This window comes from Kribbella sp. C-35 (assembly GCF_046549195.1).
In the GTDB taxonomy this organism is placed as follows: domain Bacteria; phylum Actinomycetota; class Actinomycetes; order Propionibacteriales; family Kribbellaceae; genus Kribbella.
This window is the reverse complement of record NZ_JAJPWG010000001.1, coordinates 2344282-2359345: the sequence shown is the minus strand read 5'-3', so window position 1 is coordinate 2359345 and position 15064 is coordinate 2344282. Positions and strand designations below refer to the sequence as shown.

The window sequence follows — 15064 nt, the reverse complement described above, 5'->3', positions numbered from 1 at the left end:
ATACAGTTCTGTATTGAATACACAACCGTATTGAACGGGGATGCAGGATGGAGCTCGAGGCCGCCGGGATCAGTGTGCGTGGTCCGCACGCACCGATGCTGCACGTCACGTCGGTGTCGGTCGCGGATCACCAGGTGGTGCTCCTGACCGGGTACCCGGGCGCAGGGCACGTCGCCGCGGCGCTGGGCCTGTCCGGCCGGCTGAAGCCCGGCACCGGGAGGGTCCGGTTCGACGGCAAGTCTGATCCGGCCCTGCTGCGACGCCGCGTCGCCGTGGTCGACGCACCCGGCATCACTGAGCCGGACGACGCGCTGCCCGTTCAGACGGTGGTGGGCGAGGAGCTGGCGATCGCCGGCCGCAAGGCGGGGCGTAAGGCCGTGCTGGAGTGGCTGAACGAGCATGACGCGGCAGAGCACGCCGACAAGCGGTTCGAGCACCTGCCGGTCGCCGTCCGGACCAGGCTGCTCACTGAGCTCACTGTGGCGCGTCCCGACGTACAGGTGGTCATTCTGACGATGCCTGATCGGCACGGTGGTGATCCGCACGAGTGGTTCGAGCTGGGGAGCGGGCTGGCGGCGCAGGGGTATGGCGTGATCATCACATGCGCTGACGCGTCAGCGCGGTTGCTGGACATCAAGGCTGCGCGAATGGGCGACACCGACCAGCCTGACCCGGTGCAGGTCGCACCGATAGCTCCTGTTGAGCCTATTACTGCAATTGAGGAAGAAGAGGAGACAGAGGCGTGACCGCGCTGCGGATGGCCCTGAGTGAGTTGCGGCGCTTGACGGCTGGGAGGCTGCCCAAGCTGGCCGTGGTCGCGCTGCTGCTGGTGCCGGTGCTGTACGGCGGTCTGTACCTCTACGCGAACCACGACCCGTACGGGCGACTGAACAAGATCCCGACTGCAGTCGTCGTGGAGGACGAGGGTACGACGCTAGCGACCGGCGAGAAACTCGACGTCGGACCGCAGGTCGCGGACGAACTGGTGAAGTCGAAGAGCTTCGACTGGCATCAGGTGAACCGCGCGGACGCGACGAAAGGCGTGTCGGACGGGAAGTACGAGTTCGCGCTCGTGCTGCCGAAGTCGTTCTCCTCCGACCTGGCGTCGAGTGCGGACTTCACGCCGCGGCAGGCGGAGCTGGAACTCCTGACGAACGACGCCAACAACTACATCGCGCACACGATCGCCAATCAGGTCGTGGCGCAGGTGACGAAGACTGTCGCGTCGCAGGTCAGTGAGACCGCGGCGTCGCAGCTGTTGGCCGGTTACAACACCATCCACAAGCAGGTGAGTTCCGCGGCTGCTGGTGCTGCTCAGCTGCAGAGCGGGCTGACGTCAGCCGCTACTGGAGTCACGAAGCTGCAGTCTGGTGCCTCGCAGCTCAACACCGCGCAGAAGCAGTTGTCAGCAGGAGCGACACAACTAGCCGCCGGTACTGCACAGGCGTCGCAAGGTGCGTCGTCGTTGGCGACCGGTGCTGCGAAGCTCGACAACGGTCTGGGTACGTTGGAGGAGAAGACTGCGTCGCTGCCGAGCCAGACGAAGCAGCTGGCGGCCGGAGCGGATCAGGTTGCTGATGGCAACGAGAAGATCGCCAGCACGGGGCGGCAGGTAGCGACCGCGTCCAGCACGTTGGTGAAGGACCTCAAGACGTTCGACACGCAGCTGGCTGCACGGTTGAAGCAGCAGGGTCTGAGCCAGCACCAGATCAGGGTGATTCTGCTCGAGACGGCGAAGTTGCGGGCTCCCGTCGTACGGGCGAACACGAAGATCCAGTCGACGTCCAAGCAGCTCAACCAGCTGGCGACAGGTGCGCGGAAGGTGTCGAACGGCGCGTCTGCGCTGGCGAAGGCGACACCGGCTCTGACGAGTGGAATCAGTACTGCGTCCAGTGGGGCGCATCAGCTCAGCACAGGTGCTGGGCAGCTGAAGACCGGACTGGGCACGCTGCAGACTGGTGCGCAGAAGCTTGCTGCGGGCGAGAAGCAGGCTGTCACTGGGCAGGGGCAGTTGCTGACCGGTGTGAACAGCCTCGCGACCGGTGTGGGTCAGCTGAAGACCGGAGCGACGCAGCTGAACACCGGCCTGCAGAACGGCGTGAAACAGATCCCGAACCCGTCCGCCGACCAGCGCAAAGCGGTCGCCGAGACACTGGGTGCACCCGTCACGCTGCAGAACGTCTCGCAGGCCACGGCCGACAGCTACGGCGCCGGCCTGGCCCCGTTCTTCCTCAGCCTGGCGTGCTGGATCGGGGCGTACGTGCTGTTCCTGCTGGTCCGGCCGTTGTCACCGCGAGCGCTCGCCGCACTGCAGTCGCCGTTCCGCGTCGCGCTCGGCGGTTGGTTGCCCCCGGCGCTCTTCGGCGCCATCCAGGCCACGCTCGTCTTCGTCGCGGTCGTCCTGGGGCTGGGTATCCACGCCGCCCACCCGTGGCTGACCGTCGGCTTCCTGATCCTGACGTCGTTCACCTTCGTCGCGATCCTGCACGCGCTGTCGGCGTGGTTCGGCGCGGTGGGCAAGTTCCTGGGCTTGGTCCTGATGGTTGTCCAACTGGTGAGTGCCGGCGGCACGTTCCCGTGGCAGACCATCCCCGAGCCCCTGTACTTCTTCCACCACGCCCTCCCCATGAGCTACGCCATCGACGGCGTCCGCCACCTCATGTACGGCGGCCCCGGCACCTCCCTCGGCAGAGACCTCCTCGCCCTAGCAGCCTGGTTCGCAGTAGCCCTGGCCGCCTCAACCCTCGCCGCCCGCAAACAACGCGTCTGGCCGGCCAAGAAACTCCAACCAGAGCTGGTGCTCTAGCTGTTGACGAAGGCGGCGGTTTGGGTGAGGAGGGTGTTGGTGGTGGGTTGGTCGAAGAAGGTGATGAGGGCTTCGTAGGTGCCGGCTTCGGCGGCGGATGGGTCGACCACGTAGCCGTAGTAGCCGTCGGTGTAGCCGATGACTCGGGTGACGGGGTGCGTGCTGTCGGCCTGGAGGCAGGCGCCGTGGACGGCGAAGAGTTCTACCGGGAGGTTGATCCAGCAGACGTCGCCCATCGTCACAGTGCTGACAGGCAGGTCCAGGGCCGGTGGGAGGTCGGCGGCGGCCATCAGGGCCTGGCCACGGGCGCCCTCCAGGCGGGTTTGGGAGATGCGGCCGGACGGGTCGCCGGCGCCGTTGGTGCGGGACTCGGCGTCGACGCGACTCTCCACGGCGGACACGAGTTTCTCGGACTCGTCGGCGGGTGGGACGGATCGCACCGGCAAGGTCAGAGTCGTACGGCGGATGGTCGGCGCGGACCGCGGTAGTTCCAAGCCCGGCGTGGCCAACGCCTCACGGACCCGGGCGGCCAGCAGACCGCCCAACCGGGTGACCTCGGCGGCACCGCGACCCTGGCGAGTGAAGCGAGGGCTGACGTCACCCGCAGCCCCTTGGAGAAAACCGACCACAGCGGGAGCAAGAGCAGCTCGCGCGGCTCCGGGCCAGTCAGCCGAGTACCGCAGGTTCTCTGGCCCGTACGTCGTCGGGTGGCACGCGAAGTCCAGCAGCACCGCCTCGAGGGAGCCGTCCACTCCATGCAGCGCGAGGATGCCGGCGGTGTTGTCGTGCGGACCGTTCTTGCGGTGCCGGTTCGTACCGACGCCGATCACCTCGATCGAGTGCCAGCTCGCCGTCACCGGCTGCCGCTCGAGCGCAGCCGCCCGTACGGCACCGACCAGCGAGTCGACCAGCGACGGTTCGCGCTCGGCCGGAATGATGGGATGGATCTCACCGGTCCATCCGGACGGCCCGGAGTGGGTGTGCGACGCGGACACCACGACGTGCGACGGCGGGATGCCGGCGGCGGCACCGGCGGCCGCCGCGAGCTCCGATGAGAGCGCGCTCCCGGCCGCGATCGCGTCCAGCGTGAGCCACAGGACGCCCGGATCGTCCTCGGTGGACAACCAGATCAGGGTGGCGCGGAGCGGGTCCGCGGCACCGGTCGAGAGCCCGGCGCGGGCGGCGTACCCGTCGAGCCGGTGGCCGGGCGGCGGGGTGACGTCCAGGGACGTCGCGGCCAGGAGGAGTTCGGTCACGTGAAATCTCCAGCTGTCGTACCGGCACAGATCGGACGCTGCATGGCCAAGATAACGGCCTACACCGTAATTATCGAGGTCGCGCTCGACGGTGCGTGATGATCAGATCGGCGTACGTTCCGGCTGGTCCGGTGGCGAGACGTTCGGCGCCGTCGAGCGAGTTGCCCGCCGCCGGCGTCAGCTTGGCTCGCGACGGCAGCGCCTCGCGGACAGGTGTCAGCAACTGCTCACCAGCGCCGTCGAACAGCCCGCCGACACACGCGACCGGGACGGGCCCCTCACCGGCCAGTTGGGCGACCGCGGCGCCGATCGTCTCGGCGATGTCGCCGGCCGCGCGGACCAAGAGGTCGAGCGCGACCGGATCGCCTTCGGCCGCACACCGCAGTACTTCGGGTGCGAAACGGGCCACGTCGTCGACCAGCGTGGACGACCGGTACAGCGCAACCGGATCGAGCGCGGTGTCCGCGAGTTTCGTCACCGGACCACGGCCGTCCCGAGCACGCTGTACGGCGACCAGCCCGGCGCGGCCGATCGCGAACGCGCTCCCGGCATCGCCGAACAAGTACCCGTGCCCGTCGAGCTTGCGCCACGTGCCGTCGCGATCCACCGCGAGACAGACGAGCCCAGTGCCCGCGGCAACTACGACGCCGTACCCGTCCGGCAACGCCCCGGCGTGCGCCGTGACCATGTCCTGGGTGAGGCGTACTTCGTCGGCGTTCAGCACCTCACCGACGTCGGCCGCGAACCGTTCCGCGGCGCCGTGCGCCTGTGGGTAGCCGGTGAGCCCGAGAGCAACGACCTCCACCGCATCGGTCAGCCCGGCCTCGGACGCGGCAGCGCGAATCGCCTCGAGGAGGTTGGAGACGGCGTCCGGTCCGTGTGTGTAGCCGGGGCCGTTGCCGGTACGTCGGGACGGGAGGACACGAAGGCGGAGGGCCGACTGGCCGCCGTCGATGGCGATGCGGGTCATTGAGTGGTCCCGGGTGGATAGTCCTGACAATGATGAAAGGCAGCGTACCCACAGGCTCCGGTTACCGGGGAAGGGCTGCCTCGAGGTCTTTCAGGAGCACGTCCAGCGGGACGCCGGTGAGCTGGATGCTCGGCTGCATCCAGTCGTTGAGGATCGGGTCCTCGGTGGCCAGGTGGTCCGAGAACTCGGTCTGGCTCAGTTCGAAGACATGGGCGGGGTTGCCGGTGAGGTCGACGACGGTCTGCATCAGCCGGCCGACCTGGTCCTCCCACAGCACGTCTTCGAACTCGTGCTGGTCCGGGCGGATCAGCAGCAGGTCGACGTCGCTGTCGAGATCACCGTCGCCGCGCGCGACCGCGCCGTACACGCTCGTGTGCACGGGCGGGATCCGCCAGCCGCTGATCTCGTCGGCGAGCCGGGCGATCAACGTACTGCGGAGGTTCGCGAGCTGCTCGACGATCGAGGCGACCAGGTGCTTGCGGTTGAGGCGATAGAGCAACGAGTTGCCCAGGTCGTCGACGTGCACCAGCCCGGTCGCGGCCAGCCGCTGCAGTACGAGCCGCACACCTGCGACGCTGCCGGAGCCGGCGAGCTTGTGGATCTGCCGTCCCGACAGGCCTTCCTCGGCCTGGGCCAGCACCTGCAGCACCGGTCCGTCCAACGACGGAACCACCGTGCTGATCGGGCTGTTCAGATCCATGACCCGACCCTAGTGATCACCCGACTACGCCAGTAATCACCGTGACGAGTCAGCTACCCGGACCCCTGCGGAGGGCGGTGGTGAAGGAGTAGCGGTCGCCGCGATAGACCGCGGACGTGTACTCGACGACACGGTCACGGCCGTCGAAGCTGATGCCGTGCACCGCGAGGCAGGGCTGTGTGATCGGGACGTCCAACCAGCCCGCCGTCCGCGCGTCGGGCAGGACCGGTTCGAGTCGCGACGTACCGCTGGCGACGTCGATGTCGTAACGGCTGGTGAGCAGGTCATAGAGCGAGTCGTTCAGGTCCGCGGGTTCCAGACCGGGGACGTACGCCGCCGGCAGTGTCGTGTGCTCGACCACCATCGGAAGGTCGTCGGCCAGGCGCAGCCGGGTGAACGTGATGATCGGATCACCGACCGGGATCCGCAGCCGCCGCGCCGCGGCCCGGTCGGCCTTTTGGTGCCGGAACTCCAGCATCGTGGTGCCCAGCCGCATCCCGCGTCGGCGAATGTCCTCGGACAACCCGGTCAGCTCGAGCCGGCGCGCCACCTTCGGCCGGGTCGTATACGTGCCGCTGCCGTGCCGGCGTACCAGCAACTCCGCGATCACGAGCTCGTCGACCGCGCGCCGCAAGGTCATCCGCGCGACGTCCCAACGGGCCGCCAGCTCGCGCTCCGCGGGCAACGCCGCACCCTCCGGCAAGGTGTCGATCAGATGCAGCAACAGCGCCCGAATCTCGGCGGCCTTCCCGGGCAACGAACCATGCATTGGTCCTGGGTAACACCGACCGGCGACCTGCAAAAGCCTTTCCATACCTGTTGAACACCCCGGATCGTTCGGTCGGCCGGCAAGAGGTAACCAGCGGACGCCAACGCAGGCATAAGTCCCGCAACCGCCGGTTTCCGCGGCCAAAACCGTGGTTCTGCCTGCGTGGCGGTCCCACACCACAAAAACAAGCACGCTTGATTCTTTTTCGTGGGCGTGGGACGCTCGGCTGGACGAGCCCCTCGCGAGGGAGTGCAGCGTGCAATTGGACGAAGTGCTGGCGGATCTGTGGGCCGAGAGTGCGGAGCTGGATCGGCTGGTCGGTGGGTTGGCCGCCGGGGAGTGGTCGACGCCGACGCCGGCTGAGGGCTGGACGATCGCGCATCAGATCGCCCACCTGGCCTGGACCGACGAGGCGACGCAGCTGGCCGCGACCGATCCCGAGGCGTTCAAGGAGTCCCTGCAGACAGCGGCCGCGAGTCCGACGACGTACGTCGATGACGGCGCCGCGGAGACTGCCGCGCTGCCGCCAGACCAGTTGCTCACGTACTGGCGGGAGACCCGGGCCGAGGTTGCCGAGGCGCTGAAGAAGGTGCCAGCCGGCGAGAAGGTGCTGTGGTACGGACCGCCGATGAGCCCGACGTCGATGGCGACCGCGCGGCTGATGGAGACCTGGGCCCACGGGCAGGACGTGTTCGACGCACTCGGCGTACGACGGCAGCCGAGCAACCGACTGCGGCACGTCGCCCACCTCGCGGTCCGCACGCGCGACTTCGCGTACCTGCTCAACAACCGCAAGCCGCCCGCCGAACCGTTCCGCGTCGAGCTGACCGGGCCGGACGGAGACCTGTGGACCTGGGGTCCGGAGGACGCCGCCCAGCAGGTGACTGCGCCGGCGGTCGACTTCTGTCTGCTCGCCACCCAACGGCGGCACCGGGACGACCTGGCTGTGCGGGCCGAGGGTGCGGACGTTGAGGAGTGGTTGGGGATCATCCAGGCCTTCGCAGGGTTGCCGGGGAAGGGCCGCGCAGCGGGGCAGTTCTCATGACGGAGCCGATCCGTATCGGGAACGCGTCCGGGTTCTACGGGGATCGGTTCAGTGCGGTGCAGGAGATGTTGACCGGTGGGCCGTTGGATGTGTTGACGGGGGACTATCTGGCCGAGTTGACGATGCTCATCCTCGGGCGGGATCGGCTGAAGGATCCAGGACTGGGCTATGCCCGGACGTTTCTCAAGCAGCTGGAGAGCGGGCTGGGTGAGGCGCTCGACCGCGGCGTGAAGATCGTCAGCAACGCGGGTGGGCTCAACCCGGCCGGGCTGGCGAAGGCGATCGCCGAGCTTGCGGACAAGTTCGGCTTGCAGCCGAAGATCGCGTACGTCGAGGGCGACGACCTGCTGGACCGGGTCGACGAGCTCAACCTCGGGAAGCCGATGACAGCCAACGCCTATCTGGGTGCCTGGGGGATCGCCGAGGCATTGCAGGCCGGCGCCGATGTCGTGGTGACCGGTCGGGTGACCGACGCTTCGGTGATTGTCGGACCGGCCGCGGCGCATCACGGGTGGAAGCGGACGCAGTACGACGAACTCGCCGGGGCCGTCGTCGCCGGGCACGTGATCGAGTGCGGGTGCCAGGCGACCGGCGGGAACTACGCGTTCTTCACCGAGATCCGGGACTTCGGGCGTCCCGGGTTCCCGATCGCGGAGATCCACGCGGACGGCAGCAGCGTGATCACCAAGCACGACAACACCGGCGGCGCGGTCACGATCGACACGGTCAAGGCGCAACTCCTGTACGAGATCACCGGCGCCCGGTACGCCGGTCCCGACGTGACCACGCGCCTCGATTCGATCGAGCTCGACGACGACGGTCCCGACCGCGTCAGGATCTCCGGCGTCCGCGGTGAGGCCCCGCCGCCGACGTACAAGGTCTCGCTGAACAGCGTCGGCGGGTTCCGCAACGAGGTCGACTTCGTGCTCACCGGACTGCAGCTGGAGCAGAAGGCCGAGCTGGTGCAGCGGCAGCTCGAGCAGGCGTTGCCGAAACGGCCGGCCGAGCTGAAGTGGACGCTGGCCTGGACCGAGAAGCCGAACGCCGAGACCGAGGAGGAGGCGAGCGTCTTCCTCCGGTGCGCGGCGAAGGATCCGGATCCGAAGGTCGTCGGCCGCGCGTTCAGCAACGCCGCGGTCGAGCTGGCGCTCGCGAGCTACCCGGGATTCCACGTCACCGCGCCGCCCGGCGACGGTTCGCCGTACGGCGTCTTCCGCGCCGGGTACGTCGACATCCACGAGGTGGAGCATGTCGTCGTACTGCCGGACGGCTCGCGGCAGGTGATCGAACCTGCTCGGGAAACTCAACCACTGCAGCCCGTCGACGACATCGAGGCGCCGATGCCGTTGCTGCAGCTCTCGAGCGGACCGCCGCGGACCCGCGAGGTCCCGCTCGGCCGGATCGCCGGCGCACGCTCGGGTGACAAGGGCGGCGACGCGAACGTCGGCGTGTGGGCTCGCGACGAGAAGACATGGCGCTGGCTCGCGCACACCCTCACGATCGAACTCTTCGAGACGCTCCTCCCGGAGACGCAGCCGCTGATCGTCACGCGGTACCTGCTGCCGAACCTGTGGGCGATGAACTTCGTCGTCGAGGGTCTGCTGGGTGAGGGTGTCGCCGCGCAGGCACGGTTCGATCCGCAGGCGAAGGCGCTCGGCGAATGGCTGCGGTCGCGGTACGTCGACGTACCGGAGGTGCTTTTGTGAGCGACTTCCGCGAGTCTGTACGGCGGTTCATGACGGCTGAAGTGTTGCCGCATCTGGATCAGTGGGAGCGGGGCGGCGAGCTGCCGCGGGAGCTGCACAAGAAGGCGGGCGCACTGGGGCTGCTGGGCGTCGGGTTCCCGGAGGCGGTCGGCGGTGGGGGCGGGTCGTTGCTCGACATGCTCGGAGCGGTCGAGGAGATGCACTACGCCGGCGGGTCCGGTGGACTCGTCGCCTCGTTGCTGACCTGCGGGATCGCCCTTCCGCATATCATTGCTGGCGGCAACGAGCAGCACGTCGAGCGGTGGGTTCGGCCGACGTTGGACGGTGAGTTGATCGGGGCGCTGGCGATCACGGAGCCGGGCGGCGGGTCCGATGTGGCGTCGATTCGTACGACGGCCCGACGCGAGGGTGAGGTGTTCGTGGTGAACGGTGCGAAGACGTACATCACGTCGGGATGCCGGGCGGACTTCGTGACGACGGCGGTTCGTACGGGTGGGCCCGGGGCGCACGGGATCAGCTTGCTGGTGATCGAGCGCGGTACGCCGGGGTTCGTGGTGTCGCGGCGGCTGGAGAAGATGGGGTGGCTTTGTTCGGACACGGCTGAGCTGTCGTTCACCGAGGTTCGGGTGCCGGCCGAGAATCTGGTGGGAGCCCAGGACTCCGGTTTCGTGCAGCTCGCGGTGAACTTCGTGGCCGAGCGGCTGACGCTGGCGGTGCAGGCGTACGCCGGTGCGCAGCGGGCGCTCGATCTGACCGTCGAGTGGTGTCGTCAACGGGACACGTTCGGGCGGCCGTTGATTTCGCGGCCGAGCGTGCAGCACACGTTGACCGAGATGGCCCGGCGGATCTCGGTGGCGCGGGTCTACGTACACGAGGTGGCGCGGCGGGCTGAGGCGGGCGATGACGTGATCGCCGAGACGTGTTTCGCCAAGAACACCGCGGTCGAGGCCGGGCAGTGGGTGTGCGACCAGGCGCTGCAGTTGCACGGCGGTCTCGGGTACATGCGGGAGGCCGAGGTGGAACGCCAGTACCGGGACCAGAGGATCCTCGCCATCGGCGGCGGCACCACCGAAATCCTGACCGGCCTCGCCTCCAAACGACTGGGGTTCACTGCATGAGTAACCGTTCAGCGATGCTGGAGAAGCTTGCCGCTCTGGATGCCGAGCACGCGAAGGCGCTGGCAGGCGGTGGCGAGAAGTACGTCGAGCGGCACCACAAACGCGGCAAACTGCTCGTGCGGGAGCGGATCGAGCTGCTGCTCGACCCGGACTCGTACTTCCTCGAACTCTCGCCGCTGGCCGGCTGGGGTTCCGACTTCACCGTCGGCGCCAGCCTGGTGACAGGGATCGGCGTGGTCGAGGGCGTCGAGTGCCTGATCACCGCGAACGACCCGACGGTCAAGGGAGGCGCCAGCAACCCGTGGACCTTGAAGAAGGCGTTGCGAGCGGACGAGATCGCCCGGGCGAACCGGCTGCCGGTGATCAGCCTGGTCGAGTCCGGCGGTGCCGACCTGCCGACGCAGAAGGAGATCTTCATCCCCGGCGGGGCGATGTTCCGGAACCTGACGCGGTTGTCCGCCGAAGGGATCCCGACGATCGCGCTCGTGTTCGGCAACTCGACCGCGGGCGGCGCGTACATCCCCGGCATGAGCGACTACGTGGTGATGGTCGACGGCGGCGCGAAGGTCTTCCTGGCCGGGCCGCCGCTGGTCAAGATGGCGACCGGCGAGGACGCCGACGACGAATCGCTCGGCGGCGCGTCGATGCACGCACGGAAGTCCGGTCTGGCCGACTACTTCGCCGTGGACGAGCCGGACGCGATCCGGCTCGGGCGGCAGATCGTGTCGCGGCTGAACTGGCGCAAGCAGGGTCCTGCCCCCAAACCGTCGTACGACGAGCCTGTCTATGACGCGGACGATCTGCTCGACATCGTGCCGGGGGACCTGAAGATCCCGTTCGATCCGCGGGACGTGGTCGCTCGCGTGGTGGACGGGTCGGTGTTCGACGAGTTCAAGCCGCTGTACGGGTCGTCGCTGGCGACCGGATGGGCGTCGGTGCACGGGTACCCGGTGGGGATTCTTGCGAACGCGCGCGGGGTGCTGTTCAGCGAGGAGTCGCAGAAGGCGGCGCAGTTCATCCAGCTGGCGAATCGCGCGAACACGCCGCTGATCTTTCTGCACAACACGACCGGGTACATGGTCGGGCAGGAGTACGAGCAGGGCGGGATCATCAAGCACGGCGCGCAGATGATCAACGCGGTCTCCAACTCGCGCGTGCCGCACCTCTCGATCCTGATGGGGGCGTCGTACGGCGCCGGGCACTACGGGATGTGCGGGCGGGCGTTCGATCCGCGGTTCCTGTTCGCGTGGCCGTCGGCGAAGTCGGCGGTGATGGGTCCGCAGCAGCTCGCCGGCGTCCTGTCGATCGTCGCGCGGGCGGCCGCCGACGCGAAGGGGCAGCCGTACGACGAGCAGGCCGACCAGCAGATGCGCGCGTACGTCGAGGGGCAGATCGAGGCGGAATCGCTGCCGATGTTCCTGTCCGGCCGCCTGTACGACGACGGCGTGATCGACCCCCGTGACACCCGGACCGTCCTCGGCATCTGCCTGTCCGCCATCCACTCCGCCCCGGTCGAAGGTACGTCGTCCTTCGGCGTCTTCAGGATGTGATGCAGATGATTTCTTCCGTACTGGTCGCCAACCGGGGCGAGATCGCTCGGCGGATCTTCCGCACCGCCCGGTCCCTCGGTTTGTCCACGGCCGCTGTCTACTCGACCGCGGACGCCCGGATGCCGTTCGTCGACGAGGCGGACGCGGCCGTACACCTGCCCGGGAACACCCCGGGGGACACCTATCTGCGGGCCGAGCTGATCGTCGAGGCGGCGTTGCGGGCGGGGGCGGACGCAGTCCATCCGGGGTATGGGTTCTTGTCGGAGAACGCGGGGTTCGCACAGGCGGTGATCGACGCGGGGCTGACGTGGATCGGGCCGCCGGCGGATGCGATCTCGTCGATGGGGTCGAAGATCGAGGCCAAGAAGCTGATGGCGGCGGCCGGGGTGCCGGTCCTCGCCGAGCTGACACCGGCCGAGGTATCGGCTTCCGATCTGCCCGTGCTGGTCAAGGCATCGGCCGGTGGTGGCGGGCGTGGGATGCGGGTCGTGTCGCGGCTCGAGGATCTCGCCGCCGAGATCGACGCGGCGTCGGCGGAGGCGTTGTCGGCGTTCGGCGACGGGACCGTGTTCTGCGAGCGGTACCTGGCGACCGGGCGGCACATTGAGGTGCAGGTGATGGCTGACCAGCACGGGACGATCTGGGCCGTCGGGGAACGTGAGTGCTCGATCCAGCGACGGCACCAGAAGGTCGTCGAGGAGGCGCCGTCGCCGCTGGTCGAGCGGATTCCGTCGATGCGGGCGGAGCTGTTCGACGCGGCGCGGAAGGCGGCTGCAGCGATCAACTACGTGGGGGCGGGGACTGTCGAGTTCCTGGCGGACGAGGACGGGAACTTCTACTTCCTCGAGATGAATACGCGGCTCCAGGTGGAGCACCCGGTGACGGAGGAGACGACCGGGCTGGACCTGGTGGAACTGCAGTTCGCTGTCGCGGCGGGCGAGCGGCTGCCGGTGGATCCGCCGCCGACGGTTGGGCATGCGATCGAGGTGCGGTTGTACGCCGAGGATCCGTTGCAGGACTGGCAACCGCAGACGGGTCGTCTGCATGCGTTCGAGGTCGGTGCGCGGGGTCTTTCCGGAACAAAATCGTCAGCTGGTGACGGAAATGTTCCGGAAAGCGGGCTGCGGGTGGACTCCGGCGTTGAGGACGGGGCTGAGGTTTCGCCGTACTACGACGCGATGCTGGCGAAGGCGATCGCGTACGGGGCCGACCGGGCGACTGTGGCGCGGCGGTTGGCTGGGGTGCTGGAGCGGGCGCGGATTCACGGGGTGGGGACCAACCGGGATCTGCTGGCGTGGATCCTGCGGCACCCGGCGTTCCTGGCGGGCGACACCGACACCGCGTTCTTCGAGAAGTACGGGGTGGGGCCGGGGACGGACGAGGCGGTGGTGCGGGTGTCGGCGCTCGCGGCCGCGCTGGCGGATGCGGCGGGACGACAAGCGGGGCGTTCGGCGAGCACTCCGGTGCGGGTGCCGAGCGGGTGGCGGAATCTCGCGTCGCAGCCGCAGCGGAAGAGCTATCGCGTGGGCGACGTGGTGCATGAGGTCGCGTACCGGCTGACCCGTGACGGGTTGGTTGTCGACGGCAACGTCACGCTTCTGGACAGCACAGCGGAGCGGGTGGTGCTGGAGGTCGACGGCGTACGGCGGTCCTTCGACGTCGCGGCGTACGACGGGCTCGTGTGTGTGGACTCGTCGCTCGGGAGCGTGCGTCTCGTCCCGGTGGAGCGGTTTGTGGATCCGGCCGATCAGGTCGCGGCCGGGTCGTTGGTGGCGCCAATGCCGGGGACCGTGATCCGGGTCGGCGTCGCGGTCGGTGACGTGGTGAAACAAGGGCAGCCGCTGGTGTGGCTGGAGGCGATGAAGATGGAGCACACGATCGCGGCCCCGGCGGACGGGGTCGTCGGTGCGTTGAAGGTGGAAGCAGGACAACAAGTCGAGGTCGGCGCCGTACTGGCCGTGGTTGGGGAGGACGCATGAGTTTCACCGAGTCCGAAGAGCGTCGGGAGCTGCGGAAGGTCGTCAGCGAGCTCGGCAAGAAGTACGGCTATGAGTGGTTCAATCGGCAGGCTCGTACCGGCGGTCACACCACCGAGCTGTGGCTGGAGGCCGGCAAGCTCGGGTTCCTCGGCGTGAACCTCCCCGAGCAGTACGGCGGTGGAGGCGGCGGCATGGCCGACCTGTCGATCGTGCTCGAGGAGCTCGGCGCGGCCGGCTGCCCGTTGCTGATGATGGTCGTGTCACCGTCGATCTGCGGCACCGTGATCTCCCGTTTCGGCACCGACGAGCAGAAGCAGCACTGGCTCCCCGGTCTCGCCGACGGTACGACGATCATGGCGTTCGCGATCACCGAACCCGACGCCGGCTCGAACTCGCACCAGATCACCACCACGGCCCGCCGTACCGAGAACGGCTGGTCGCTGACCGGGCGCAAGGTGTTCATCTCCGGACTCGACGGCGCGATGGCGATCCTGGTCGTCGGACGCACCGAGGACGCCCGGACCGGGAAGCTCAAGCCGGCGCTCTTCATCGTCCCGATCGATGCGCCGGGCGTGGAGTTCCGGCAGATCGAGATGGACCTGATCAGCCCGGACAAGCAGTACGCGCTGTTCCTGGACGACGTACAACTGCCGCCGGAAGCGCTCGTCGGATCCGAGGACGCGGCGCTGATGCAGTTGTTCGCCGGCCTCAACCCGGAGCGGATCATGGCGTCGGCGTTCGCGATCGGCATCGCGCGGCACGCGCTGGACAAGGCCACGGCGTACGTCAAGGAACGGCAGGTCTGGAAGGCTCCGATCGGCGCTCACCAGGGTCTCGCGCACCCGCTCGCGCAGATCAAGATCGAGCTCGAACTGGCCCGCCTGATGATGCAGAAGGCCGCCGCGCTGTACGACGCGGGCGAGGATCTCGCGGCGGGTGAGGCCGCCAACATGGCGAAGTACGCCGCCGGAGAGGTCGCCGTACGGGCCACTGATCAGGCAGTGCAATCGCTCGGTGGGAACGGTATGACAGTCGAGTACGGCGTCGCGTCGTTGGTCGCCGCGGCCCGGGCCACCCGGATCGCGCCGGTCAGCCGGGAGATGATCCTCAACTTTGTCGCACAGCACAGCCTCGGACTGCCCAAGTCGTACTAGAAGGAGTGGGG

Annotated in this window: 12 protein-coding genes; 8 read left to right on the top strand and 4 right to left on the bottom strand. The window is 68.3% G+C overall.

What is annotated here, in order from left to right; translation table 11 throughout:
- Nucleotides 1-47 precede the first annotated feature (47 nt).
- Complete coding sequence (locus tag ACLJOO_RS11970) at nucleotides 48-746, top strand: hypothetical protein (RefSeq protein ID WP_410786955.1); 699 nt, start codon at nucleotides 48-50, stop codon at nucleotides 744-746.
- Nucleotides 743-2806 (top strand): YhgE/Pip family protein, encoded by a 2064-nt coding sequence (locus ACLJOO_RS11965; RefSeq protein WP_410786954.1) that lies wholly within the window; start codon nucleotides 743-745, stop codon nucleotides 2804-2806. The genes ACLJOO_RS11970 and ACLJOO_RS11965 overlap by 4 nt, the downstream gene beginning before the upstream one ends.
- Here the strand turns inward: ACLJOO_RS11965 and ACLJOO_RS11960 are convergent.
- From ACLJOO_RS11960 to ACLJOO_RS11945, 4 genes are all read right to left on the bottom strand, one after another.
- On the bottom strand, nucleotides 2803-4062 hold the full coding sequence (locus tag ACLJOO_RS11960; protein WP_410786953.1) for a hypothetical protein: 1260 nt from the start codon (nucleotides 4060-4062) through the stop codon (nucleotides 2803-2805). The two genes, ACLJOO_RS11965 and ACLJOO_RS11960, sit on opposite strands and share 4 nt — an antisense overlap.
- A 70-nt stretch (nucleotides 4063-4132) precedes the next feature.
- Nucleotides 4133-5032, bottom strand: a complete 900-nt coding sequence (locus tag ACLJOO_RS11955) for an N-acetylglucosamine kinase (RefSeq protein ID WP_410786952.1) — start codon at nucleotides 5030-5032, stop codon at nucleotides 4133-4135.
- Between the two features lie 61 nt (nucleotides 5033-5093).
- A complete protein-coding gene (locus ACLJOO_RS11950) occupies nucleotides 5094-5732 on the bottom strand; it encodes a hypothetical protein (RefSeq protein ID WP_410786951.1) in 639 nt (212 codons plus the stop codon).
- 49 nt (nucleotides 5733-5781) lie between these two features.
- Nucleotides 5782-6501 carry a GntR family transcriptional regulator gene (locus tag ACLJOO_RS11945; protein ID WP_410786950.1) on the bottom strand — a complete coding sequence of 240 codons (720 nt, stop codon included), beginning with the start codon at nucleotides 6499-6501 and terminating at the stop codon, nucleotides 5782-5784.
- A gap of 256 nt (nucleotides 6502-6757) precedes the next feature.
- Between ACLJOO_RS11945 and ACLJOO_RS11940 the strand changes: the two genes are divergently transcribed.
- The 6 genes from ACLJOO_RS11940 to ACLJOO_RS11915 are packed head-to-tail and all read left to right on the top strand — an operon-like array spanning nucleotide 6758 to nucleotide 15053.
- On the top strand, nucleotides 6758-7546 hold the full coding sequence (locus ACLJOO_RS11940; RefSeq protein WP_410786949.1) for a TIGR03084 family metal-binding protein: 789 nt from the start codon (nucleotides 6758-6760) through the stop codon (nucleotides 7544-7546).
- Complete coding sequence (locus tag ACLJOO_RS11935; protein WP_410786948.1) at nucleotides 7543-9252, top strand: acyclic terpene utilization AtuA family protein; 1710 nt, start codon at nucleotides 7543-7545, stop codon at nucleotides 9250-9252. Before ACLJOO_RS11940 ends, ACLJOO_RS11935 begins: the two co-directional genes overlap by 4 nt.
- Entirely contained in the window at nucleotides 9249-10370 is a 1122-nt protein-coding gene (locus ACLJOO_RS11930) for an acyl-CoA dehydrogenase family protein (protein ID WP_410786947.1), read from the top strand. Before ACLJOO_RS11935 ends, ACLJOO_RS11930 begins: the two co-directional genes overlap by 4 nt.
- Entirely contained in the window at nucleotides 10367-11920 is a 1554-nt protein-coding gene (locus ACLJOO_RS11925; protein ID WP_410786946.1) for an acyl-CoA carboxylase subunit beta, read from the top strand. Before ACLJOO_RS11930 ends, ACLJOO_RS11925 begins: the two co-directional genes overlap by 4 nt.
- Nucleotides 11921-11925: 5 nt before the next feature.
- On the top strand, nucleotides 11926-13899 hold the full coding sequence (locus ACLJOO_RS11920; protein WP_410786945.1) for an acetyl/propionyl/methylcrotonyl-CoA carboxylase subunit alpha: 1974 nt from the start codon (nucleotides 11926-11928) through the stop codon (nucleotides 13897-13899).
- Entirely contained in the window at nucleotides 13896-15053 is a 1158-nt protein-coding gene (locus tag ACLJOO_RS11915) for an acyl-CoA dehydrogenase family protein (RefSeq protein WP_410786944.1), read from the top strand. The genes ACLJOO_RS11920 and ACLJOO_RS11915 overlap by 4 nt, the downstream gene beginning before the upstream one ends.
- The last annotated feature ends 11 nt before the right edge of the window (nucleotides 15054-15064 follow it).

Bases quoted from the DNA above. Each gene is read 5' to 3' on its own strand.
- ACLJOO_RS11970 (WP_410786955.1), top strand. From the start codon at position 48: ATGGAGCTCGAGGCCGCCGGGATCAGTGTGCGTGGTCCGCACGCACCG.
- ACLJOO_RS11955 (WP_410786952.1), bottom strand. From the start codon at position 5,032: ATGACCCGCATCGCCATCGACGGCGGCCAGTCGGCCCTCCGCCTTCGT.
- ACLJOO_RS11950 (WP_410786951.1), bottom strand. From the start codon at position 5,732: ATGGATCTGAACAGCCCGATCAGCACGGTGGTTCCGTCGTTGGACGGA.
- ACLJOO_RS11945 (WP_410786950.1), bottom strand. From the start codon at position 6,501: ATGCATGGTTCGTTGCCCGGGAAGGCCGCCGAGATTCGGGCGCTGTTG.
- ACLJOO_RS11935 (WP_410786948.1), top strand. From the start codon at position 7,543: ATGACGGAGCCGATCCGTATCGGGAACGCGTCCGGGTTCTACGGGGAT.
- ACLJOO_RS11925 (WP_410786946.1), top strand. From the start codon at position 10,367: ATGAGTAACCGTTCAGCGATGCTGGAGAAGCTTGCCGCTCTGGATGCC.
- ACLJOO_RS11920 (WP_410786945.1), top strand. From the start codon at position 11,926: ATGATTTCTTCCGTACTGGTCGCCAACCGGGGCGAGATCGCTCGGCGG.
- ACLJOO_RS11915 (WP_410786944.1), top strand. From the start codon at position 13,896: ATGAGTTTCACCGAGTCCGAAGAGCGTCGGGAGCTGCGGAAGGTCGTC.